The 23,039-nt window shown below is 69.5% G+C and carries 21 protein-coding genes; 6 read left to right on the plus strand and 15 right to left on the minus strand.

Annotated elements, in window-relative coordinates:
* From cofG to ACPZVR_RS24845, 4 genes are all read right to left on the minus strand, one after another.
* Nucleotides 1-1,665, minus strand: a 1,665-nt coding sequence (gene cofG, locus ACPZVR_RS24830; protein ID WP_436702389.1) for a 7,8-didemethyl-8-hydroxy-5-deazariboflavin synthase CofG, incomplete at its 3' end; no start/stop codon positions are given.
* A gap of 2 nt (nucleotides 1,666-1,667) precedes the next feature.
* A complete protein-coding gene (gene cofC / locus ACPZVR_RS24835) occupies nucleotides 1,668-2,417 on the minus strand; it encodes a 2-phospho-L-lactate guanylyltransferase (RefSeq protein WP_436702369.1) in 750 nt (249 codons plus the stop codon).
* 59 nt (nucleotides 2,418-2,476) lie between these two features.
* Complete coding sequence (npdG, locus tag ACPZVR_RS24840) at nucleotides 2,477-3,148, minus strand: NADPH-dependent F420 reductase (RefSeq protein ID WP_436702370.1); 672 nt, start codon at nucleotides 3,146-3,148, stop codon at nucleotides 2,477-2,479.
* The gene (locus ACPZVR_RS24845; RefSeq protein ID WP_436702371.1) at nucleotides 3,141-3,539 is read right to left on the minus strand and encodes a RidA family protein; all 399 of its coding nucleotides are present in this window, start codon (nucleotides 3,537-3,539) and stop codon (nucleotides 3,141-3,143) included. Before ACPZVR_RS24845 ends, npdG begins: the two co-directional genes overlap by 8 nt.
* 226 nt (nucleotides 3,540-3,765) lie before the next feature.
* On the opposite strand from ACPZVR_RS24845, the gene ACPZVR_RS24850 reads away from it, so the two are divergent.
* A complete protein-coding gene (locus ACPZVR_RS24850) occupies nucleotides 3,766-4,953 on the plus strand; it encodes a PucR family transcriptional regulator (protein ID WP_436702372.1) in 1,188 nt (395 codons plus the stop codon).
* A gap of 1 nt (nucleotide 4,954) precedes the next feature.
* Nucleotides 4,955-6,262, plus strand: coding sequence for a PucR family transcriptional regulator (locus ACPZVR_RS24855; RefSeq protein ID WP_436702373.1), 1,308 nt, complete (start codon nucleotides 4,955-4,957; stop codon nucleotides 6,260-6,262).
* A gap of 14 nt (nucleotides 6,263-6,276) precedes the next feature.
* On the opposite strand, the gene ACPZVR_RS24860 is transcribed toward ACPZVR_RS24855, so the two are convergent.
* The 9 genes from ACPZVR_RS24860 to ACPZVR_RS24900 form a co-directional block, all read right to left on the minus strand.
* Entirely contained in the window at nucleotides 6,277-7,242 is a 966-nt protein-coding gene (locus ACPZVR_RS24860) for an LLM class flavin-dependent oxidoreductase (RefSeq protein WP_436702374.1), read from the minus strand.
* A complete protein-coding gene (locus tag ACPZVR_RS24865; RefSeq protein WP_436702375.1) occupies nucleotides 7,239-8,471 on the minus strand; it encodes a pyridoxal-phosphate dependent enzyme in 1,233 nt (410 codons plus the stop codon). Before ACPZVR_RS24865 ends, ACPZVR_RS24860 begins: the two co-directional genes overlap by 4 nt.
* Nucleotides 8,468-9,661 (minus strand): M24 family metallopeptidase, encoded by a 1,194-nt coding sequence (locus ACPZVR_RS24870; RefSeq protein ID WP_436702376.1) that lies wholly within the window; start codon nucleotides 9,659-9,661, stop codon nucleotides 8,468-8,470. Before ACPZVR_RS24870 ends, ACPZVR_RS24865 begins: the two co-directional genes overlap by 4 nt.
* The gene (locus ACPZVR_RS24875) at nucleotides 9,658-10,692 is read right to left on the minus strand and encodes a TIGR03619 family F420-dependent LLM class oxidoreductase (protein WP_436702377.1); all 1,035 of its coding nucleotides are present in this window, start codon (nucleotides 10,690-10,692) and stop codon (nucleotides 9,658-9,660) included. Before ACPZVR_RS24875 ends, ACPZVR_RS24870 begins: the two co-directional genes overlap by 4 nt.
* Nucleotides 10,692-11,513, minus strand: coding sequence for an ABC transporter ATP-binding protein (locus ACPZVR_RS24880; RefSeq protein ID WP_436702378.1), 822 nt, complete (start codon nucleotides 11,511-11,513; stop codon nucleotides 10,692-10,694). Before ACPZVR_RS24880 ends, ACPZVR_RS24875 begins: the two co-directional genes overlap by 1 nt.
* Nucleotides 11,506-12,285 carry an ABC transporter ATP-binding protein gene (locus ACPZVR_RS24885; protein WP_436702379.1) on the minus strand — a complete coding sequence of 260 codons (780 nt, stop codon included), beginning with the start codon at nucleotides 12,283-12,285 and terminating at the stop codon, nucleotides 11,506-11,508. The genes ACPZVR_RS24880 and ACPZVR_RS24885 overlap by 8 nt, the downstream gene beginning before the upstream one ends.
* Nucleotides 12,282-13,127 (minus strand): ABC transporter permease, encoded by an 846-nt coding sequence (locus ACPZVR_RS24890; RefSeq protein ID WP_436702380.1) that lies wholly within the window; start codon nucleotides 13,125-13,127, stop codon nucleotides 12,282-12,284. Before ACPZVR_RS24890 ends, ACPZVR_RS24885 begins: the two co-directional genes overlap by 4 nt.
* Entirely contained in the window at nucleotides 13,124-14,146 is a 1,023-nt protein-coding gene (locus ACPZVR_RS24895; RefSeq protein WP_436702381.1) for an ABC transporter permease, read from the minus strand. The genes ACPZVR_RS24890 and ACPZVR_RS24895 overlap by 4 nt, the downstream gene beginning before the upstream one ends.
* A 127-nt stretch (nucleotides 14,147-14,273) precedes the next feature.
* Nucleotides 14,274-15,884 (minus strand): ABC transporter substrate-binding protein, encoded by a 1,611-nt coding sequence (locus ACPZVR_RS24900; RefSeq protein WP_436702382.1) that lies wholly within the window; start codon nucleotides 15,882-15,884, stop codon nucleotides 14,274-14,276.
* Nucleotides 15,885-16,194: 310 nt separating this feature from the next.
* Here ACPZVR_RS24900 and ACPZVR_RS24905 point away from each other — a divergent pair, with 310 nt between their 5' ends.
* The 4 genes from ACPZVR_RS24905 to ACPZVR_RS24920 all read left to right on the plus strand — a co-directional run bounded on the left by ACPZVR_RS24905 (nucleotide 16,195) and on the right by ACPZVR_RS24920 (nucleotide 21,292).
* Nucleotides 16,195-16,914: a DUF3841 domain-containing protein gene (locus tag ACPZVR_RS24905; protein WP_436702383.1), complete on the plus strand. Its 720-nt coding sequence runs from the start codon at nucleotides 16,195-16,197 to the stop codon at nucleotides 16,912-16,914.
* A gap of 317 nt (nucleotides 16,915-17,231) precedes the next feature.
* Nucleotides 17,232-18,002 (plus strand): nuclease-related domain-containing protein, encoded by a 771-nt coding sequence (locus ACPZVR_RS24910; RefSeq protein WP_436702384.1) that lies wholly within the window; start codon nucleotides 17,232-17,234, stop codon nucleotides 18,000-18,002.
* A gap of 282 nt (nucleotides 18,003-18,284) precedes the next feature.
* Entirely contained in the window at nucleotides 18,285-19,988 is a 1,704-nt protein-coding gene (locus ACPZVR_RS24915) for an ATP-dependent nuclease (RefSeq protein WP_436702385.1), read from the plus strand.
* A gap of 329 nt (nucleotides 19,989-20,317) precedes the next feature.
* Entirely contained in the window at nucleotides 20,318-21,292 is a 975-nt protein-coding gene (locus ACPZVR_RS24920) for a DUF2971 domain-containing protein (RefSeq protein ID WP_436702386.1), read from the plus strand.
* Nucleotides 21,293-21,514: 222 nt separating this feature from the next.
* Here the strand turns inward: ACPZVR_RS24920 and ACPZVR_RS24925 are convergent, their stop codons facing one another.
* Both ACPZVR_RS24925 and ACPZVR_RS24930 read right to left on the minus strand, forming a co-directional pair.
* A complete protein-coding gene (locus ACPZVR_RS24925) occupies nucleotides 21,515-22,030 on the minus strand; it encodes a hypothetical protein (RefSeq protein ID WP_436702387.1) in 516 nt (171 codons plus the stop codon).
* Nucleotides 22,031-22,146: 116 nt separating this feature from the next.
* Entirely contained in the window at nucleotides 22,147-22,809 is a 663-nt protein-coding gene (locus ACPZVR_RS24930; RefSeq protein ID WP_436702388.1) for a hypothetical protein, read from the minus strand.
* Nucleotides 22,810-23,039: the final 230 nt, after the last annotated feature.

Genomic DNA, 23,039 nt, shown 5'->3' on the forward strand with positions numbered 1-23,039 from the left:
CCGGCACCCCACGTAGCAGACGTTGGTGAAGTTGATGTTCCGGTTCACCACATACGTCACCGTGTCCCCGACCGCCTGCCTGCGGAGGTCGTCGGCCAGGCGGACCACCTGCCGGAGCAGGTCGCCCTCGGCGGTCATCAACGTCAACGCGTGCTCATCGGACAGGTCCACCAGCCCCGACGCCGCGGCCGCCTCCGCCGCACGCAGCGCGGCACCACCCTCCGCGTGCAGCACCGCCGGCGCGCCCGTTCTGGCGGCAGCCTCGCCGACGGTGGCCCAGTCGCCGTACACCGACCCGAAATCGGAGCGCCGGTCCCCGCTCCGTCCTTCGGTATCCACTGCCTCGTGCAGATCGGTGCGTCCCGCCGATTCGAAGCCGCCGTCGGGCTCCTGCCACGCCAACCCGACCGGCCGCACGTCGGGGATCGCCAGCCCGTCCGGGCCCGCGAGCGCGGCGACGTGGGGATGCAGACGGGGATCGATCCACGCCTCACCGCGCTGCAACGACCCGACGACGTATTCGGGGTGCACCGTCAACCGGGCCTTGAGCTCGAACCCACACTGAGCGGTGATCGACCGGAGCCGGTCCAGCGAGGGCCACGGCCGTTCGGGGTTCACATGATCCGGCGTCAACGGCGACACCCCACCCCAGTCATCGACCCCCGCATCCAACAACGCGCGGCACTCGAGGGCACCGGCCGAGTGGTCGACCAGGTTCGGCGGGGCCTGGACCCGGGCCTTGGGGCCCAACACGATCCGGGTCACCGCGATCGCGGCCCGGTACTCGGCGAGGTCGAGGTCGTCGACATGACGCATCGCCGTGTCGGGCTTGGCGCGGAAGTTCTGCACGATCACCTCCTGCACCGCCCCGTAGGCGCGTGAGACCCTCCGCAGCGCGAAGATCGTCTCGGCCCGCTCGGTCAGGCTCTCCCCGATCCCGACCAGCAGACCCGTGGTGAACGGGATCCCCAACCGGCCCGCGTCCTCCAGGGTCCGCAACCGCACCCTCGGGTCCTTGTCCGGCGACCCGTAATGCGCCAGCCCCTTCGTCTCGAACAACCGCCGCGAGATGGTCTCCAGCATCATCCCCATCGACGGCGACACCGCCTTGAGCCGGTTCAACTCCTCCCACGACATCACTCCGGGGTTCAGATGCGGCAACAGACCGGTCTCTTCGAGGACCCGGATCGCCATCGCCCGCACATACGCCAACGTCGAGTCGTAGCCCTGCTCGTCCAACCACGCCCGCGCCTCGGGCCACCGGTCCTCGGGCCGGTCACCCAACGTGAACAACGCCTCCAGGCAACCGAGCTCGGCGCCCTGGCGGGCCACGGCAAGGATCTCGTCCGGCGACAAGTACGGCGCCCGCCCCTCCCGCGCCCCCTGGGCCGGGGTCTCCACGAACGTGCAGTAATGACACCGATCCCGACACAACCTCGTCACCGGGACGAACACCTTCGGCGAGAACGTCACGACGCCAGGGCGGCCGGCCGCGACCAGACCCGCATCCCGCACCCGCGCCGCCGCCACACACAACCGATCCAACTCCCCACCGGTCGCCGCCAACAACGCAGCCGCCTCACCCACATCCAACGCCACACCACGCTCCGCACGCACCAACGCACGACGAACCTGCTGGGAAGTGGGCACCTCGGGAGTTCCCATGGTCACGGCTGACTCACCTTCTGTGCTGCTGGTCGACGCTCTGGTCGACCAGTGTCGATCGTCGTCCCGACCGCTCGGACGTCGCCCAGCAGGTCGGGTGGGATGCGGCGCAGGGTCGCGGTGGTGTGGGGGCCGACACCGAGCCGGATCGCCCGGCGCAGAGCGTGCACGTCGTCGACGTCGCAGCGCAACGCGAGCAGGTCCTCGCCGAGCGGCTCCATGCCGGCCGCGACGTGCCGGCCGGCCGAGTCGTCGCCGAACCGCGGCTCGATCCGACCCTCGGGCGCGGTCAGCAAGGTCGTGCCGGCGCCGCCGAAGTCCGCGACCCGGCACGGCACGCCCCGCCGGGAGGCCCGGACGAGGGCCTCGGCGAGGTCGGCGGCCGAGATCGCGGGCAGGTCCGACACCAGGACCGCCGTGGGCCGGCCGGGCGCCATCCGGCCCAGGGCCCATGCGATGTCGCCGTTGAGCTCCCCCGGCGCCGGAGGCACGACGACGCGGGCGCCCAGGTCGACCACCCGGGACGCGACATACGCGTCCCGGGTGCCGACCACGACGTCACCCACCACACCCCCCACCGCACCGCCCACGGCGGCGCAGCGCACCACGGTCGCGACCGTGTCGAGGACGAACGCCAGCGCCAGCTCCCGCCGCGCCGCCTCGGGCATCGCGAGCCGCGACTTGGCCAGCTCGAGCTCCTTGACCGGCACCAGGACCTGGAAGGCTCCCGGCGCGATGTCAGCGCGCGCCATTCCCGCCGCGACCACGCGCTGCCGGGGCGGCACCCGGCTCGACACCCGGCTCGACATGGTCAGGGCAGGCCGATGATCCGCACGCCCGCATGGGTCCGGTTCCGGATGTTGATCCCGATCAGCAGCGGCGTCAGGCACTCGACGAGGCGGCTGGCCTCCAGCTTGCCCGCGTCGACGACGCGCAGGCCGTCGATGGCGCCGATGATCTCGCGCACGACCTCCTTCGCCGCCTTGGTGTCCCCGCAGATCAGGGTGTCCTGGTCGAGCGGGCTGCCGAGATCCTCGAGGACGACGGCGCTGAGCGTGTGCAGTCCGGAGACCACGTCGACCCCGGCCGGCGCGGCCGCGGCCGCCTGCTGTCCCGCCGAGCCCGCCCACACGCCGACGACCTGGGTCGGCCGGCCGCCGATGGCGGGGGCGAGCGGGACCGTGGCGTCGAGCAGCACCTTGCCAGGAACCAGCTCGTCGGCGACCGAGGTGATGGTCGCGACCTGGCTGGCGAGGGGGACGGAGAGAATGACCAGCCGGTCCGCGCGGCGTACCGCCTCCGCGTTGGCCACACCGTGCACCGTCGCCGACGGCAGCTGCTGGGTCAGGCGCTCGGCGGCGGCCTCGGCCCGCGCCGCGTCCCGCGACCCCAGGGCGACGGCGAAGCCCGCGTCCGCCAGTCGTACGGCGAGCCCGTAGCCCAGCGCGCCGGTCCCGCCGAGGACGGCGACGACCTCACTCATCGTCGGCACCGATCGCGACGATGGCGTCGATCTCGACGCGAGCGTCCTTCGGCAGGGCCGCCACGCCGACGGTGGTCCGGGCCGGGACGCTGCCGGGGAAGGCCGCCGCGTAGGCCTCGTTGATCTCCGCGAAGCCGTCCAGCCGCGTCGTGTAGATCGTCATCCGCAGCGCCCGCTCCAGGCTGGTGCCGGCGCTCGCGCACACGGTCTCGAGGTTGGCCAGCGACCGCCGGGTCTCGGCGGCCAGGTCCGCGTTGTCGAGCTCGCCCGTGGCGGGGTCGAGGGGAAGCGACCCCGAGCAGTAGAGGACGTCGCCGTGGCGGACGGCGTGGACGTAGGGGCCGACAGCGGCCGGCGCGGCGTCGCTGACGATGGGCTGGGGGGTGGGCATGCAGGCTTCCTCGGGTCTCGGGGACGGTTCGGGGATCGGGTCGGGTGTGACCGGCCCGCGCCGGCTGTAACTACCTGTTCATGTCACCACCTGACCCGTAGACCGATCAGCCAGTGACAAGGACAGGTAGTTACAGCTCCAACGGCCGGGCGCTCCGACCTCGATCATGGGCGATAGCATCGAGAGGCGATACGTGGATCGTGGGGAAGATGTCGAGAGCGGGTCTGTGGATATCACACAACGGGCGCAGGAGCTGCTGACCCAGGACCTCCAGATCGCGGAGCACCTGACCGACGCGGCGTGGGAGAAGCTCCCCGGCTACGAGCTCGGCGCCCTCGACCGCACCGAGGTGGCGAGCGCGATCACGGCCGGCACCCGGTCCATGCTGCTGGCGATCGCCGAGGGCCGACCGCCGCACGAGTCCGAGCTGGAGCCCGCGCGCCGGATCGCCGAACGGCGGGCGATCCAGGGGGTGCCGATCGAGAGCCTCGTCGGCTCGTGGCGCAACGCCGAGCGGACCATGCTGGCCCGGCTCCTGACCAGCGCCACCCCGCTGACGACGACCGACATCCAGGAGGTGGTCCGGCGCGTCGGGGTGGTCGTCGACGCGATGGTCGGCGCGTCGACCGCCGCCTACCGCGAGGTCGCCGGCGACCTGCACCCGCCGTTCAGCCGGCTCAGTGTCGACCTCGTGTCGCGCCTGGCCGGTGCCGAGGCGCTCGACCCCGCCCACCTCGACCGGCTGGCGAGTACGGCGGGCGTGCGGGTGCACCAGCCCCACCGGGTGATCGCCCTGTCGGTCGGCCCCCAGGACGGCCCGCTCGTGGCCCGCTCCCGGCAGGCACTGGTCGACCGGCTCCGCTCGCACGTGGACGGGCCGATCCTGATCGGAAGCCACCAGGGATGCACGATCCTCGTCACGGCCGACGTGGAGCGGATCGACGACGTCCTCGACCGCGCGCTGGGGGACGCCGGAGTCCCGGGCAGCACCGCGGTCGGGGTGGGCATGCGACGGGCCCGGTTCAACGAGTCCGCGGGCTCCCTGCGCGAGGCCGTCGCGGCACTCGAGGTGGGCCGCCGGCTGGAGGCGCGGCTGACCCTCTTCGAGGACGTCATCCCCGAGGTCCTCATCGTCGAGAACCGCGGCATGGCCGCGCAGATGGCCGGCTCGGTCCTGGGCCCGATCGACAAGGGCGACCTCCTCGAGACCCTGCGCACCTTCCTGGGCTGCGGCCTCTCGACGCGTGCCACCGCCGCCGAGCTGCACGTCCACGAGAACACCGTCACCTACCGGGTCCGCCGCATCTGCGACCTGCTGGGCGTCGAGAGCTCGGCCGAGCTGGTGCGCGTCGACATCCTCATGGCCCTGCGCGCGCGGCAGCTCTACGACGACCTCGACGTGAGCCGGTCCTGACGTGAGCCGCGCCGACTCCCGGGAGCTGCGCACGAGCGACCCGGTGCCGCCCGATCTCCAGCGCCTCGCGCGGGCGATGCTCAAGGAGTTCGACGACCTCATGACGCGCATCGTCGACGAGGTCTGGTCCTCCGTGCCCGCCTACGCGGAGCTCGTGTTCAAGCAGGGCGAGCTGCGGGAGCGGATCCGCGAGAACGTCCACACCGTCATCGTCTGCCTGCTGGAGGGCCGCGGGCCCACGGCGGCCGAGCTCGCGCGCGCCTCCCTGACCGGGGAGCGACGGGCGCTGCAGGGAGTGTCGCCCTCGTCGGTCATCCAGTCGTTCCGTACGGCGGAGCGGGCGCTCAACGACGAGTACTTCGACTGGTGCTCCCGCATGCAGGTCCGGCGGGCCAACATCCGGCGGGGCCGGGCCACCCTCATCTCCAGCCTGGACCAGCTCGAGCACGCGATGCTCACCTCGCACCTGGAGATCCAGCGGCAGATCGAGGAGGGGCAGCGGCTCAGCGAGCCGGCGCTCTTCCGCAGCCTCGCCGCGGGCGGCAACGTCGACCGGGCGGACGTGGAGCGGCTGGCCGTGACGATGGGCATCGACGACCCCGAGCACGCGAGCTTCGTGACGGTCGGGCTCGGCACGTCCGTGCCCGCCGACCGGGCCGCCATGGAGCAGCACCGGCACCACGTGGTCGGGCGGCTGCGCAACCTCCTCGCCGTACCGGTCCTGTCCGGCACGGTGCGGTCCGGCTCGGACGGCTGGATGGCCGTGCTGGCCATGCCCTGGGAGGCGGAGCTGGACCTGCTGGCCCAGCGGGTCGCGACCGCGCTCAAGCAGGACGCCGCCCCCGACCTGCGGGCCTCGGTGGGCGAGCCGTTCTCGGGCCTCTCCGGCCTGGGGACGTCGTGCCGGCAGGCGGTCGTCACCCTCGAGTCGCGCAGCGGGCGCGACATCCCGGCGCCGGTGCTGCTCTTCCGCGACTCGCTGCTCGAGGTGCTGATCCACCGCGACGGCGCCACGGCCCGCCAGCTCGTCCAGCGCTACCTCTCCCGGCTGCAGGGCACGGACCTGCTGCTCACCTTGACCACGCACCTCGAGCACCACCTGTCGGTGCGGGCGACCGCCGAGGCCCTGCACGTGCACAAGAACACGGTGGTCTACCGACTGAGGCGGGCCGAGGAGCTGACCGGGCTCAGCCTGCGCGACACCCGCGACCTGGCGCTCCTCGTCCTGGCGGTCGAGGCCGACCAGGCCGCGAAGGCGGCGGGCGGGGCGCACCGCGACGCGCAGCCCCCGGCCGAGCCGCGCGGCTGAGCCTCGCCGCGCCGTCAGGGAGCGATCAGGCCCGCCTCGCGCGCGGCGCTGACGAGCGAGTCGACCAGCAGCTCGGGGGCCGCGGTGCCGTCGTCGATCACCACGAGCGAGTCGACCCCGGCGTCGCGCATCGCCAGCAGGCCGCGCGCGGCGTCCTCGACGGTGCCCGAGATCGTCACCGCGCCGACGCAGTCGTCGTCGACGAGGTCGGCCGCCGCCTGGCCCGACCGCAGCCGGCGCTGCAGCTCCGCGGCGAGCTCCTGGTCGATCCCGGCCTGGGCCGTGATCGCCGAGGCGCCGTGCATGCCGAGATAGCGGGCGGTGTGCGCGCGCAGTTGCTCGCGGGCCTCGGCGGTCGTGGGGGCGATCGCGAACGAGGCGTACGCCGTGATCTCGCGCGGCTGGTGGGTCTCGCGGACCCAGCGCGCGTACCCGGCCGAGGAGAGCACGGAGAGCATCAGCCCGTCCGCGCTCTCGGCGCCGGATGCCAGCGCCCGCGGACCCTTCACGCCCCAGACGATCGGGACGTCCCGCGGCGGGGCGGCGTCGAGCGCGCAGTCGATCTCGTTGCCGAGCAGCGTCTGCCGCAGGCGCTCGCCGCGCAGCAGGGTCCGCAGCGCGGCGGTGTACTCGGCGAGCACGCCGATGGGCCGCTCGAACTCGATGCCGAGCTGCTCCTGCATCCATCGCGCGTTGGAGGCGCCGATGCCCAGGACGCTGCGGCCGCCGGCCACCTCGTCGAGGGCGTGGGCCTCCATCGCCATCAGCGCGACGTGACGGGTCCACGGGTTCACGACCCCGAGGCCGACGCGGACCGTCTCGGTGACGGCCGCGATGGCGCCGGCGACGGCGAACGCCCCGCGCTCCAGGTAGTCCTCGCTGACCCAGACCTCGTGCAGTCCGGCCGCCTCGGCCCGCTGGGCCAGCCGCACCGCGTCGGCCGCCGTACGACGCCCCGAGGGCGCCACTCCCAGCCTCATGCCCGCGCCGTCTCCGCGAGCGCCGCGTCCAGGGCGGCGAGGCTGGGCTCGATGACCGGGACGGCCGGGAGGGCCGCCGCCGTGGTCGGGATGTCCTTGAGCCCCGTCGAGGTGCCGAGCAGCACCACCCGGTCGGAGGCGGCGACGACACCGCGCTCGATGAGCGACGGCAGGGCGCCGACCGTCGTGGCCGACGACGCCTCGAGGAAGAGCCCGTCGCTGCTGGCGAGGCGGCGCTGGGCGGCCAGGGTGGTCGCGTCGTCGACGGTGGCCGCGGCGCCGCCGGTGCGCACGAGTGCGTCCCAGCCCTGCCAGGTCGCCATCGGCGTCGCGATGGAGAAGGCCACCGAGGACGACACCGGCACCGTGGCGCCGGCCCGGTAGCCGTGCTCGAGAGCGGCTCCGTAGGGTCCGAACGGCTCACTGGCGACCAGGCGCGGCACCGACGTGCTGAGCCCCAGGTCCACCAGGTCCTGGAAGCCGCGGGACAGACCGGCCAGCGCGTCGCCGTACGCCACGGGCGTCACGACGACGTCGGGGACGTCGCCGAGCTGGGCGTGCAGCTCGTAGGCGATGGTCTTGTAGCCCTCGCAGCCGAAGGGGTTGGAGCCCGACGGCGGGCCGACGAAGCCCGACATCGGCACCCAGCCGCGCTCCTCGACCGCCTGCCGCATGATCACCCACCGGTCGGTCGGGTTCTCGACGGCGACGGTCTCGGCGCCGTAGGCCTGCATCATCGTCTTCATGGCCAGCGGCACGGAGGCCAGCGTGAGCACGACGCAGCGGATGCCGGCGCGGGCGGCGTAGGCGGCGACGGCGGCGCCGTGGTTGCCGGTGCTGGAGACCACGACCGTGTCGCGGCCCTGCTGGACCGCCTTGGTCACCGCGACCGCGGCGAGCCGGTCCTTGTAGGACCAGGTGGGGTTGCGCGACTCGTCCTTGACGTAGAGGTGGTCGAGACCGAGCTCGGCGGCCAGGTTCGACGCCTCGACCAGCGGGGTGTCACCCTCGCCGAGGCTGACCACCGGGCCGTCGCCGAGGGGCAGCAGCGGCCGGTACCGGAACATGCCCGGGTCGTCGGTGGTCTCCAGGCCGCGCAGCCGGCTCAGGTCGTGCGCCGGGACGGCGTACACGTGGCCGCCGTCGACCTCCGTCGGGAGGTAGGCGTCGGCCTCGCTGACGGTGGCGCCGGTGACCGGGTGGATCAGGTGCCCGAGATAGCTGCTCATGCCGGTACGACCTGCAGCTCCCGGCGCCGGTCGCTGAGCAACCGGACGCCGTCGTCGGTGACCACCAGTGCGTCCTCCACCATCATCCCGCCCCAGCCGAGCTCGTAGTACGGGGTCTCGAAGCAGAAGGTCATGCCCGCCTCCAGCGGGACGTCGTGCGACGGCGCCACGATCGGCGGCTCGTAGACCTCGAGGCCGATGCCGTGGCCGACGTGCTGGCGCCGGTAGGGCTGCGGCCCGCCGGTGGACTCGACCACCTGGAGCGCGTGCTCGAACAGCGCCTTGGCGCTGACGCCGGGGCGCGCCATGGCGAACAGGGCGTCCTCACCGGCGAGGATCGCGTCGTAGAACCGGGCCTGCCGCTCGCTCGGCTCGCCGACGACGGCCGTCCGGCCGAGGTCGGCCCAGTAGCCCTCGCGCATCCCGCCCACGTCGAACCGGAGCAGGTCGCCCTGCTCCAGCCTGCGATGGGTCGGGGAGGCGTCGCTCAGGGCCGAGCGGGGACCGGAGGTGACCACGACGAAGCGCGGCTCGAAGTCGTCGGCGACGAGCTCGCGGTTGACCACGCGGGCGATCTCCGCCTCGGAGACGCCGACCCCGGCCGCGTCGATGCCGGCCAGGATGGCCGCCTCCACGACGCGCGCGGAGCGTTCGAGCAGCTCGATCTCCCCGGGCAGCTTCACGCCACGCACCTGGCCGAACCAGGTGCTGGCGGCGAGGAGCTCCACGTCGGGCAGCAGCTCCTCGAGCTGGCGGCGCAACGGCTCCGGGCAGGCCCGCTCGTCGATCCCGAGACGGCCCGACGCCACGCCCGCGGCGCGGACCGCCGCCGCGATCGCGGTCGCGTAGTCGGGGTGCTGCTCGACCAGCTGGGTCGGCCGCGCCGCGCCGCCCTCGGACTCGTAGAAGAAGCGTCCGTAGGCGAAGTAGTCGTCCTCGACCAGGCCCGCGTCGAAGCCGGGGGCGCTGTCGGAGACCGGTCCGGCGACCTTGAGCGCGTCGGGGGTGAGCACCGCGGCGAGCGGCGAGATCCCGTGGACGACCGCCGACACGCTCCGGTAGCCGGTGGCGTAGTCGAAGTTCGCGGCGCTGAGCGCGAGCACCGCGTCGACGCCGGCGCCGGGGAGCTCACCGCGCAGCCGCTCGCGCCGCGCGGCGACGAGGGCGGGGTCGATGGCGCGAGCGCTCATCGAGACGCTCCGGAGCCGGCCTCGCGCCGGTAGGGGTGGATCACGTTCTCCGCGAACCAGGCCATGCTGTCCAGGGTCTCCTCGACGGTGTTGCAGGCGAACAGCAGCGCGGACAGCGTGGTGACGCCCGCCTCGGCGTACGCGTGGACCTGCTCGATCATCTGCTGGGCGTTGCCGATCAGGTTGCGCCGCACGAAGTCGGAGGTGTCCTGGTCCTTCAGGGTGCTCTTCGACAGCGAGCGCATGTGGGCGTAGAGCTGCGAGCCCTCGAAGCGGGTGATCGCGTCCTTGGTGTCCTTGCCGGGCGACACCGACAGCTGCGGCGCGACGTCGAAGTCGGCGGGCAGCTCGCGGCCGTGGCTCTCGGCGATCCGGCGGATCTCGTCGAGGCCCTCGGTGATCTCGGCCGGCGTCAGGACCGCGGGGATCCAGCCCTGGCACCAGCGGGCGGCGCGCTCGCGCGAGCCGTCGGAGTTGCCGCCCGAGAGGATGGGCAGGACGTCCTGGCGGGGGCGCGGGAAGCTCTCCACGTCGCGGAAGTTGACGAACTCGCCCTCGAAGGACGCGCTGCGGTCACGGAAGATGACCTCCAGCGCCTGGAGGTACTCGTCGGCCTGGCGACCGCGGTGCAGCTTGGCGCCGGGCCAGATGGCCTCCGCCTCCTCGCGGTAGGCGCCGATGCCCACGCCCATCTTGAACCGGCCGCCGGAGAGCTGGTCGAGCGTGGCCGCCTGCTTGGCCAGCACGGCCGGGTTGCGGAACGAGAGCACCGTGATCGCGGTGCACAGGTGCAGCGTGGTCGTCTCCGCGGCGACGTACGCGAGGTAGAGGTAGGGGTCGTAGTAGCGCGGGGGCTCCGGGAACTCCTCGCGCACGTAGTGCTGCGTGGTGACGTGGTCGTTGCCCCAGACACCGTCGAAGCCGAGCCGCTCGGCCTCCACCGCCAGGTGCACGGCCTGCTCGGGGCTCGCGTAGGGAACGGGGTACATCAGGCCTTCGGTTCCGGTGGGAACGCCGAGTCCGAAACGCATCACGGTGCTGTCTCCTCATCATGGGGAAGGGGGGTGGGGCTGAGCGCGTGCGCGGCACGTCGGCGCCGCGCGGGATCGAGACTGGGGACGGCGGCGAGCAGCCGCTGCGTGTAGTCGTGCTGCGGGGTGTGCAGCACCTCGCGGCCGCCCCGTTCGACGATGCGGCCGTGCTGCATGACGATCACGTCGTGCGCGATCGCCTGGGCCACGTCGATGTCGTGGGTGATGAACACGTAGCTGAGGCCGCGCTCGGCCTGCAGCTCGCGCAGGAGGGTGACGATCCGGCCACGGATGGACTGGTCGAGTCCGCTGGTGGGCTCGTCGAGGACGACGAGGTCCGGCTCCGGCGCGAGGGCGCGGGCGATCGCCACGCGCTGCTGCTGCCCGCCGGACAGCTCGGTGGGCCGCCGGTGCCGCAGCTCGCGCGGCAGGTGCACCGCGTCGAGCAGCTCGTCGACGCGGGCGGACGCCTCGCTCTTGCTGAGGCCGAGCAGCAGACGCAGCGGCTCGGCCAGCGTCGTCTCCACCTTGAACTTGGCGTTGAGCGACTGCAGCGGGCTCTGGAAGACGGTCTGCACCCGTCGCCGCAGCGGGCCGCGGAAGGCGCGCCGGTCGATCGTCGTACCGTCGATCGTCACGGTGCCGGAGGTCGCGGTCTCGAGGCCGGTGACGATCGCGCCGAGCGTCGACTTGCCGGACCCGGACTCGCCGACGACGGCCAGGGTGCGTCCCGTCTCCAGGGTGGCGCTGACGCCGTCGAGCGCGGCGAGGACGCCGGAGCCCGTGCGGTACTCCTTGCGGAGCTCGCTGATCTCAAGCACGGCCGTCCACCTCCAGCTCGCGGGCGGAATCGAGGAGGTAGCGCGTGTACTCGTGCTGCGGGTTGTGCAGCAGGTCCATCGCGGGGCCGTGCTCGACGAGCGTGCCGTGGTTCAGCACGTTGACCCGGTCGCAGGTCTCGGCGACGACGCCGAGGTCGTGGGTCACGAGGAGCACGCCGCACTGGATCTGCTCGGTGAGCTCGACCATGAGGTCGAGGATCTGCGACTGCACCGTGACGTCGAGCGCGGTCGTCGGCTCGTCGGCGAGCAGCAGCCGGGGACGGCAGGCCAGTGCCATCGCGATCATGATCCGCTGGCACATGCCGCCGGAGAGCTGATGCGGGTACTTCCGTGCCGCCTCCGCGGGCTGCGCGATCCGCACCTGCTCGAGCAGCTCGACCGCCTGGACGCGGGCGTCGCGGCGGCTCACGCCCTGGTGCAGGGCGACCATCCGGGCCACCTGCTCGCCGACCCGCATCAGCGGGTTGAGCGAGTCGCGCGGGTTCTGGAAGATCATCGCGAAGTGGCAGGCGACCGAGCGGCGCTCGACGTCCGTGACGTCCTCGCCGTCGACGAGGATCCGCCCCGACGTCTGGTGCACGCCGCGCGGCAGGACGCCCATCACGGCGTACGACGTCATCGACTTGCCGGAGCCAGACTCGCCGACCAGGCCGACGATCTCGCCGGGGGCGATGTCGAAGGAGACGTCGTCCAGGATCCGCGTGCCCGCGGCCGTGGCGATGCCGAGGTTCTCGACGACCAGCCGGCTCATGCGCGATCACCGCCGAGGTCGTCGCCGATGAAGTGCAGCGCCATCACCGTGATCGCGATGAGCAGGCCGGGGAAGAACGCCGTCCACCACTGCCCGGTCAGCATGTTCGCCGCACCCTCGGAGACCATCACGCCCCACTCCGCCGTCGGTGGGTGGATGCCGACGCCGAGATAGGCGAGGCCGGAGACGTTGAGGATCGAGTAGCCGCAGACGAGGGTGAGCTGCACCGCGGCGGGCCGGATGGAGTTGGGGAGCAGGTGCCGGAAGGCGACCCGCGGCCAGCGCGCGCCGGACACCCGGGCGGCCGCCACGTAGTCGAGCTCGCGCTCGCTGAGCACCTTGGCCCGGACCAGCCGCACGAACGGCGCGACCTGGGCGATGGCCAGCGCGATCGCCAGCTTGGGCAGGGACTCGCCGATCGAGACCAGCAGGATCATCGCCAGCACGAAGCCGGGGAACGCCATCAGGATGTCGACGCAGCGCATGATCACGTCGTCGACGATGCCGCCGAGGTAGCCGGCGATGACGCCGATGGCGGAGCCGATCAGCATGGCGAGCACGGCCACGCTGACGCCGATGGCGAGGTCGAGCCAGATCGCGTTGACGCAGCGGGCGAAGATGTCGCGGCCGAAGCTGTCGGTGCCGAACCAGTGCGAACCCGACGGCGCGAGGAAGGGCTCCGCGACCCGGGCGCTCGGGTCGGCCACGAGGAACGGCCCGACCAGCCCGAGGACCAGCAGGAGGCCGACGATCGTGACGCCGACGAGCAGGAAGGGGCGGCGCAGCAGGGCGGCGGGCCGGGAACGGGTGCCGGCACCTGCGGTGGCGTCGATGGTGCTCATGAGTTGCTCCCTCCCAGACGGACGCGGGGGTCGATCACGCCGTAGACGAGGTCGACCGCGAGGTTGAGCAGGATGTAGAGGGTGCCGATGATCAGCGCGTAGCCCTGCAGCAGGCCGAGGTCGTTGCTGCCGAGGGCGTCGTACGCCACCCGGCCCATGCCGGGCCAGTTGAAGAGCCGCTCGACGATGATGTTGCCACCGAGCAGGAAGCCGAACACCAGCCCGATCGCGGTCAGCACCTGGAGCATCGCGTTGCGCAGCTGGTCGCGCAGCAGCACCTCCCGCCCGGGTACGCCGTACGCGCGGGCGGTGCGGACGAAGCCCGACTCGGAGGTGTGGAGGACCGCGGAGCGCACCATCTTGAACACCGCGGCGGAGGCGCCGAGGCCCAGCGTGAGCGCCGGCAGGGCGAGGTACTGGATCGACTGCCAGGCCAATCCGAAGTCGCCGGCCAGGACGCTGTCGAGCACGTAGGTCCCGGTCACCTCCGGTGGCGGTGGCGTGCCGATGGCCAGCCGGCCGACCGGTCCGGGGAAGAGATGCCAGGTCGAGTAGAAGCCGAAGATCAGCAGCAGGCCCAGCCAGATGGGGGCCATGGAGGAGCCGAGCACGGCGAAGAGGCGGCCGGAGACGTCACCGACCCGGCCGGGGCGCGCGGCCGCCAGCAGGCCCCAGGGGAATCCGATGAGGAGCGCGATGACGAGGCCCGCGAACGCGAGCTCGATCGTCGCGGGGAGCCGGTCGAACAGCTCGTCGCTCACCGGCCGGCCCGTGGAGACCGCCGGCCCGAGGTCGCCCTTGAGCAGGCCGCCGGTGTAGTCGAGCAGCTGCCGGGGCAGCGAGTCGTCGAGGCCGAGCTGCGCCCGCAGGGCGTCGATGTCGGCCTGGCTGGCCTCGGGTCCGAGCCGCGCCGCGGCGGAGTCTCCCGGCAGGATGCGCACGACGATGAAGGTGACGAGCACCAGTCCCACCACGGTGACGACTGAGATCGCCAGTCGCCGCAAGACATAGCGGAGCACGACTCCACCTCCTTGATCGATTCGTTGGTCGATCGGGGCGATCGAGGGTTGATCGATGAGACCCGGGCGGGGTGGTCGCGGACCACCCCGCCCGGAGGACGACGCTGTCAGTCCCTGTCGGTCCTGGTCAGTCCTTGGTCAGGTACTGCAGGCGGAGCTGCTCGGTGTTGTCCTTGGTGAGCCCGTGCACCCCGTCGCGCACGACGTACGTCCACTTGGGGTTCCACAGCGGTACCAGCGGCATCTCGTCCGCGATGAGCTCCTGCGCCTGGGCGGACACGGCATCCCGGTCGGCCTGGTCCTGGGAGCGGAAGCCCTTCTGCAGCAGCTCGTCCAGCGCCGGGTTGGCATAGTTGTTGAAGTTCGTGCCCGCGTCGCTGCCGGCCAGGGATGCCATCTGGTAGAACGGGTCGGCTCCCCAGGCGAGGAAGTTGTTGAGGTACATCTCCAGGTCGCGGGCCATGGTCCGCTGCGTGAACTCGGCGTCGGGGAGCGGCTTGATCTCCACGTCGATCCCGATCTCCTTCAGCGCGGACTGGATGTAGACCGCGGCGCGCGCCTCGACCGTCGAGGACTGCTTGAAGGACAGGGTCGTGCTGAGACCGCTCACGCCGGCCTCGCCCAGCAGCTGCTTGGCGGCGTCGAGGTCGGTCTGGAAGGCCGAGGCCACGCCGTCGTCGTGCGTCTCCATGTTGCTCGAGACGATGCCGGACGACGCGTCGCCGTACCCGTAGAGGACCTCGTCGACGAACGTCTGGTACGGCATCGCGAGGGCGATCGCCTGGCGCACGCGCTTGTCGTCGAAGGGCGCCTTGGTCGTGTTGAGGCCGAGGTACTCGAGCCGGTTGGACGGCTCGGAGACCACCGAGAGGCCGTCGGTCTTCGCCAGCTCCGCCACCTGGTCGAGCGGCAGGCCGCCGGCGAGGTCGATCTCACCGTTGCGCAGCAGCAGGGCGCGCTGGGCCGGGTCGGAGACGAACTGGATGGTCACCCCGCCGTTGGCGATGCGGTCCTGGTCGTAGTACTCGGTGTTCGGCGCGAGCTGAATGCTGGTCGTCTTGTCGTACGCCGCCACCTTGTAGGGGCCCGACGAGTTGCTGTTCTCGCGGAACCAGTCGGCCGCCCACGGGTCGTCCGGCGTCGCGTGCTCCTCGCCGGTCTCCTTGGAGTAGATGCCGAACGGCTGCATCGCGAGCATCTTGTCGAGCAGCGGCGTACCGAACTCGGCGGTGACCTGCACCGTGCGCGGGTCCAGCGCGCTGAAGCTCTCCGGCGTCAGGCCGACCATCGGGTAGAGGACCTTGGTGTAGGCCTGGCTCATCTCGAGACCGCGCCGGTACGACCAGACCACGTCGTCCGCCGTCAGCGCCTTGCCGTCCGCGAACTTCAGGCCCTCGCGCAGGGTGATCGTCAGCGTCTTGCCGTCGGCGGAGTACTCGTGCTTCTCCGCGAGCGCGTCGGTGAACTCACCGCCGCCGATCCGCGCCGCCCCGCTCTCGCTGTACGTCTGCTCGATGACCTGCTCCACCACGGAGCCCGAGGTCACCATCGACGCCGGCGTCCGCCACTGCTGCGGGTCGATCACGTCGACCGAGCTGTCCAGGCTGATCACCAGCGGCTTCTTGCCGGTCGACCCGCTGTCGGAGTCGGAGCCGCAGGCGGACAGAGCCAGCGTGCCGGCAACCGTCAGTGCCGTCACCGACTTGATCAGCCGCGATCGACGGGAGTGCGCTTTCACCACAGGCCTCCTAGATGGAAGAGTCGACGCCCGTTGTGGGGGACGAGCGCGGCGCTACTCTGCCAACCCCGTCGTGGCGTGGACCACGGCCGGGGCGCCAAAGATTCCGAGCCTTCCTTTGTGACCGGTCACAAGGGGGGCTTGGCCCAGGCGTGGTGGCTCGGGGCAGGGACATGTTTCGTAACCTGTCCGCCTCACGGGACAGGCGGATCGACACCGAGTCACTGACTCGAAACGCGACGACGGGGCCCCTGTCGCCCGCAGCGAGCTCGGGTCGGGATCTGTCGGTGTGGTGGTGCACGCTACGGTCGTGCTACTCGGCTATGACGATCTGCCCACACGGCCGTGGTGGCGCATCGTGTCACCCCTCGGAAGAGGTCGTCTGGGCGATCTCACGGCGAACCCACTGACTCTCTGGACCTTCCAGGCTCCCGACGCGTACCTCGCCCTCACCGAAACCGGCGCCCTCGGCCCCAGCCCGGAGTTCGAGGATCCGGATCTGGCGCATGCGTATCCGTGGATGAGACGGCACGCAGGCAGCCGGCTTCCGACCGAAGGCCGCGGCCTCCTGTGGCTCTGGCCCATGACGACTCGACGCAGCCTCCGCGAGCAGGCGAAGCACGCCGGTCGTGACGTGCTGCTGACCGTACGGATGCCGCGGGAGCACGTGCTGCTGTCCGACTTCGGCGCCTGGCACGTCGTTCTCAACAACAGCTTCCATGTCGCACCCGAAGTCGGCGAGAGCGACGACGCTTGGTGGGCACGGGCGGAGCCCATCATCGACGATTGGCACAGCCGGCTGGCGGCCTCGCGTGCAGGTGGGGAGCCCGATCGAGATCATTGGCCTGCACCTCTCCGCGAGGAGGCGGAACGGTCCTGGGAGGCGATCTTCGACTCCGCCACCTGGCGAGCCGGGACGCAGTTGCAGGCAGTTGCCCACGCCGTTCATGCAGAACAGGTCGTGGCCGCAGTCAAGGTGCGTCCGGCACGCAGGTTGCGCACGTCGGATCCGCCAAACCACAAACCGTGACACCCGCGATGGCGAAGACTGGGACGGATGGAACCCACGGCCCGCCTCCGTCGCTACCTGAGGGTCCGATCCCTCGCCGGTGATCGGAGAGCGGGTTCCTGGGCACGGGCGAAGGCTCGAAGGAAGCAGCGCCACTGGATGCGACAGCGCCGGTGGCGAATCGTCGTCGCTACCGCCGTCATGTGCGCTCCGCTCGCGGCTCTCCCCTTGCTGCCCAACCCCCTTTCCTTCAGGGCCTCGCAGCCGGAGCGATCGCGGTCGGCGTCCCGCTCGGGATATGGAACATTGTGGTCTCCAGCACGAGCACCACTCCATCGATGATGGGCGATGAAGCCGAGAGATGGACTGCGCAGGAGTTGCGCCGACTCGTCCGCCACGACCGGGACAGCTTCGTCGTGAACCGTGTGCCGATGGACGGGCACGACATCGACCATGTCCTGCTGACACAAGCAGGGCTGTTCATCATCGAGACCAAGTGGAGCTCCGAGCGTTGGACCGACACAGCAGGCATCGAGCGTCGCAACACCGCCCTCCAGCAGGTGCAGCGAGCCGGTCGTCGGCTCATGCTGTGGTCCGAGTTGAGACGACTGATCACCGCACATTCAGTACCGGTCACGTGGATCGTCGTGCTCTGGGGCGGAGACCGAGAAGAGACCATCAAGCCCGAGGTCGGTCACGACTACGCAGTCTTGGAAGGCCACGACCTGCGGGGATGGATCGGCTCCAGGCCGACAATATCCACTCCGGGCGGATGGACCACCACGGCGTGGACTGCTCTTGATCGCTACATCGCGATGCGTGAAGCCCACGATCCCTCGTTGGCCGAGATTCCGCGATCAGCAGCCGAACACGCCTCACGGCTCGGAATCAGCACCGCAGTTGCAGTGATTACGTTCCTGTCACTCGGTTGGCTCCTCACAACCACGAGCAGCGTCGTCGTGCTTGTGACCGCGGCGCTCGCGGCGGCCGCTGGCGCAGCGACCCTCCGCCGACGACGCCTACTCATCCCCATCGCCAACGGAGTGCTCGCAACCGCGGCCGGCGTTGGAGTCCTACTTCTCGCCGCCATCCTGACCTCCTCCATCTGACCGACCGGGGAGACAGATCAGTTGCGCCACATAGCAGGCATCGCCAACGGTCCGACGCGGGGGTAGGAAGTCGCACGTCTGCAGCTCAAGTCTATCCGCCCACTTGGACGCAGGTGCGAAGCGCCCCGAAGGACGCACGGTCGAAGCGCCCAGACTGCCATTACCTTCGGGCCCCCGAGCCACCACATCGGTGAGCAGGCGGCAGCGAAGCTTCTCCTGCTTGGCGCGAGCACATCTGGCGAATCAACCACCACCCACCACGTCCCCCGATATCCTCCGGGCGTGAGACTCACGGGAATACGAGCAAAAAACTTCCGAACCGTTGGCGCTCAAGAGCAGTTTCTCGATTTAGACGGAACCTTGACCCTAGTTGGGCCAAATAGCAGTGGTAAGACAAACCTTCTTCAGGCCGTTCAGATGTTCTTCACAGGGCACGAGAATGTTCACGGATATCAGGTCGACACCGATTCGCCCCGCGGCAGGGGAGCGCGCACCAGCATCGTCGGATACTTCGAAGGCGATCCGAACGGGGCCGACTCTCAGTTCTACGATGATCTCGACAAGCTTTACGCAATGTATGGGCTCGAGCGCCCGGGTTCCGGAATCTCGCTTTATCTTACATTCTCGCCATCCAACACCCCTACTTACAACTTTTTTCCCAATCAGAAACGGCCAAAGGATGGAACGACACAATCCGCCATCAGTCGCCTGCAGAAGCAACTTGTAATCGACCTGCTCTCCAGATTTGAATGCCATTTCATTCCGTCCGAGAAGAGCATGCGAGAGCTCATCGACGACGTTCTCACTCCGTTCATCCGCGGAGTCGTGGTTAGTGTCCTTCAACCACTTCTAGGGGCGGTTGAAGAAAAGCTTGAGGACGTAGCTTCGAACATTACGTCTGCATTGTCGGATTGCGGGGCAGCAGAGCTCGCCGCAGCATTCGGATTCCGCGGCGGATCGCTCGAGAATGTTCTCAGTGATTTCGAGTTCTTTCTAAGTGACCCATATAAGACGCCGCTATCGAGAAAGGGGCAAGGAATTCAAAGCCTGGCCTTCATGGCCGCGCTGCAGTGGGTCACTGACATGGAGACTGACAACGGCAAACGATCGATCTGGCTCGTGGAGGAGCCCGAGTCGTTTCTGCATCCCCAACTCTCGCATAGCGCCACGAAGTTGCTCTTCAAGTTGGGACAGTCATCGACTTTGGCCATGACAAGCCATTCGATGGCGTTCGTCCCGCATGACCCGAAGCGCGTGATCGGGACGAGTCTCGATGCCGATGGGTGTACGCAAATAGCAACCTTCAGATCACACGAAAAGGCGACTGCCGCCCTTAGGCGAGGACTCGGGCTCCGATTTTCCGATTACTTTTCACTCGGCACTACAACTGTGTTGACGGAGGGGCAGTCGGATTCAGAGTATCTACGCTGGTTCCTGAACCTATCCCTTTCATGGGACGGCTGCGAGTGGCCCACACTCCGGGCTGCGACGATCAGCGACCGTGGCGGAGCCTCCCACCTCGCGGGATTCGTGAGAGCAAACTATGAAATTCTCCGGAAGGAGCAGCCCACGGTAAGTCTCTTTGATGGCGACGAGGCCGGAATCCGGGCCGTCAGCGATTTGAGCGGTTATTTTAACGGAATCGGGATTCCATTTCACCCCAACAGGGAGTATGTGTACGTCCGGTCTGGATTTGCCATTGAGGGACTTTTTCCGGATGCCTGGATGAACGACGCTCATGCGGCAAACCCAAATCACTTCTCCGAGTTTCAGGTTGACGCATCGAATGTGATTGTGAAGTATCGAATTAAGGACAACTCGAAGTCATCAATATCGAACACGATGAGATCGCGGGCCGAGGAAGAGTCCGACGACGGGTGGGCGATTCAATGGAAGGCCGTCTGCGTTGCCCTTGACCGGTCGCTCGCGAAGCAGCGGGAGATACTTTCCGACAGTACTGGCGTCGAACCGACCGAAGTCGCATAGCAGCCGACGGGAGGGACGCCAGTCGGGTTGCTGGCGGTCTTGCTCGGAGACGCTTGCCCGCAGTTCACAGGGGCCGTGGCGGCCTTGTGCTTCCCACTCGTCTGCCCGCCGGTTCGGCCGCTCAGCCACCTTCGCAGCCGGGCGGCCTTGCTGGTCTTGCCCGCGCGTTCGGCCTCGTCGGCGTCGGCGAGGCACTTGTCCGCTTGGCGGCGCAGAGTCGCGGCGGACTTCGGGTTAGCCGCGAACGGACTGCGGCTCGCGGCCACGTCGAACCGCCGCGACGGGAACGCAAGCCGAGCGACCGATCCGCTGCCCATACGCTGGCCTGCATGACGCGACCCACCAACGAACTGATGCCGCCGTCGCTCCAGAGAGCAACCGGAACCGTTTACCACTACACGTCCTCGGCTGGCCTCCTCGGTCTCGTGGAGGCCAGGTGTCTATGGGCGTCAGAGGCGACCAGTTTGAACGACTTGTCGGAGGTGCGGCACGGATGGGACGTGGTGCGATCCTGGCTGGCCGAACAGCCCACCTCAGAGGCCAGAGAATTGCTCATACAAATGGCCGACGACCCACTTGAGGAAAAGCACGAAGTCTTTGTGCTGAGCGCGTCCACCGCAGCGGACGATGCGAACCAATGGCGCCTCTACGGTGACTCGGGGAGGGGCTATGCGGTCGGACTCGACACTGCCGCAGACCTGGCAGCCATCAGTGATGCGCCGGAGGCGAGCCCCACGATCGTCTCTACCTCCGGCAAAAGTACGATCAACTTGGGTTGGCTCCTCGGCGAGAGCGCAACCGTGAGTCCTTGGTTTCACGTCCTGTACAGCGAAGAGCAGGCTGCGACTGCCCTGAAGGAGTTGCTCGACGCGACCTCCCGCGAGTTGCCGAGTCTCGGACCCGCCGCAGATGAAGAAGAGTTCTCGGAGTTGCGAGACACACTGAACGGCAAGGCTCTTGAGGCGCTGGGCACAATCGCCCACCTTCTCAAGGGGCCTGGCTTCACGGGCGAACGAGAGGTGCGCGTCGTCACCACGTTCCTCTTTGCCGATCAGCACATTCGCTACCGTCCGGGGCCGAACGGCATCGTCAGCTACGGACTGCTTACACGGGCGCCGAAGACTCACCCGACGACGCGGGTCTTGCATCGGTCTACCAAGAAGCGTGGCAAGCCGTTGCCGATTCTGTCCGTCACCCTCGGCCCCCTTCTAAACGAAGAGCACGCCAATACGGTCAAGCGACTCCTGGTCGGGAACAAGTTGAAGTCGGCCGACGTGCGATCCTCGGCGGTGAGACTGCGCTAGCGGCAACTCCGCAGCTCCCGGCGCGTCCGCTCGCGCGTCTCTCCACTTGAGTCAAACCGCCGCGATTGACGTCGGTTCGGCCGGGGTCAGGCGTTCAGGATCCACAGCGCGGTCTGGCCGTCCGTGCGGGAATCTGCTGGCAGCGTCCGCCACTGCGGAGCGGCGTCCGGTAGCGCCCGAGCCAACGTCTGGAGTCGGGAGCGGTCTGAGCCGGCGAAGTGCTCACGCTCGACGTAGGGATCGTCGATGACCGCGAGGAGCAGCGCGGCGTCCTGGAGGTGACGGTCGCGATCGCGGGAGTCGGGTCTGATAGGCGGCGGCTTTGAGCATGACCGCTCCGAACGGCGACGGCACTCTCACGGTGGTGGTGCGGCCGACGGCGATCTGGAGTCGGGCGTTGATTGTTCGCCGAAACGCCTGCGGGCCGCCTTCGATGGCGACCATCGTGCGACCACGGAGCTTCTCGACCACTCGCGGTGCCGCGTGGTCGGCGACGAGGACATCGACCACGTCGAGACCGCCGGTCACGACATCAACCGTCGACTCGCCGCGTCTGAATCGGTGGGCGGTGTTGTTCCGATCTTCGATCGACGGTGACAGCTCGTAGCCGAGCGACTCGAGCGCCCGGGCGGTCTCCGACGCGATGCCGCGGGTGGTCTCGACGTGCAGGACCATGTCGACGTCATTGGTGGGGCGTGCAGCGTCGATGCCCGCGTGGATGCCGTGCAGTCGAGCCATCAGGCCACCGACGAGGCTCCACTTTCTCGTAGGAGAGGACGGCCTCGATCTCGGCGACGTTCGGCCACGGCATACCCCAGCCGCCGGCGGGCGTGGCGACATCGATGGTCCGTCGATCAACCACGGAACTGCCCCAGCGCGCGCTCGAGCGCGTCGATGCCCGCTCGGCGTTCACGGACATCGAGCGACTCGGCCAGATCGAGCGCAGCCAGGACATCGCTGGCGCTGACGAGGTCGCGAACCACGTCGAGATCCAGGGAGGTCGCGCGGAGGGTGACGGTCCCCCTGTCATCGCGCATCAAGCCATGCCGCGCCACGACCGCCTTCAAGGCGGTCGCTTCCAAGTAGCCGTCGATCGCGCTCGTCGCCACCAGCCCCAAGCGCTCGGCCGCCGCCGAGGTGTCGACCAACTCCACGCGCAGCCGGTCCCCCGCGCTGCGATGCGCGACGTACCGGCTCACACTGGCCCGACCACGCGCACGCTCGACCAACTCCTCGGCTCCGAGACCACGGAGTCGTCCCCTGAGTCGGGACCGCTGGCTCTCCCCCAGCCACCCCGCCTCACGTGCCGACAGCAAGGCAACAGCGGCCCATGCCGTCGGCTCAGCCCACGCCCTCGTGTGCGAGCCGCGTCGGACGGCAAGCAGACGCTCGACCGAGGTCTCGTCGACCACGCCCCTGGCCAGCGAACGCAGCTCACCCCGCGCGACCAGGTGCTGCACCTGCCGCGTCGAGACACCGAGCCGCTCGGCGGCTTCGGAGACGGCAAGCAACGACATGACATACATGTTCGCTTAGGCGAACATGTATGTCAATGAGCCGATCACGCGCCTAGGACCAGTCGCGTTGTGACCGTGTCACTCAGGACGAACGACGAAGGGCCTCCGATCAGCGTTTTCCGCTGGCCGAAGGCCCTCTCTGAGCCGCCTGTCGTGTCCTGGTTCGGGACATCGGAATGGGGTGTCTCGCGACATCGGAATGGGATGTGTCGGGTGATCGGCATGGCGCG

Origin of the sequence: Nocardioides segetis, assembly GCF_051390595.1 — a bacterium.
GTDB lineage: Bacteria > Actinomycetota > Actinomycetes > Propionibacteriales > Nocardioidaceae > Nocardioides.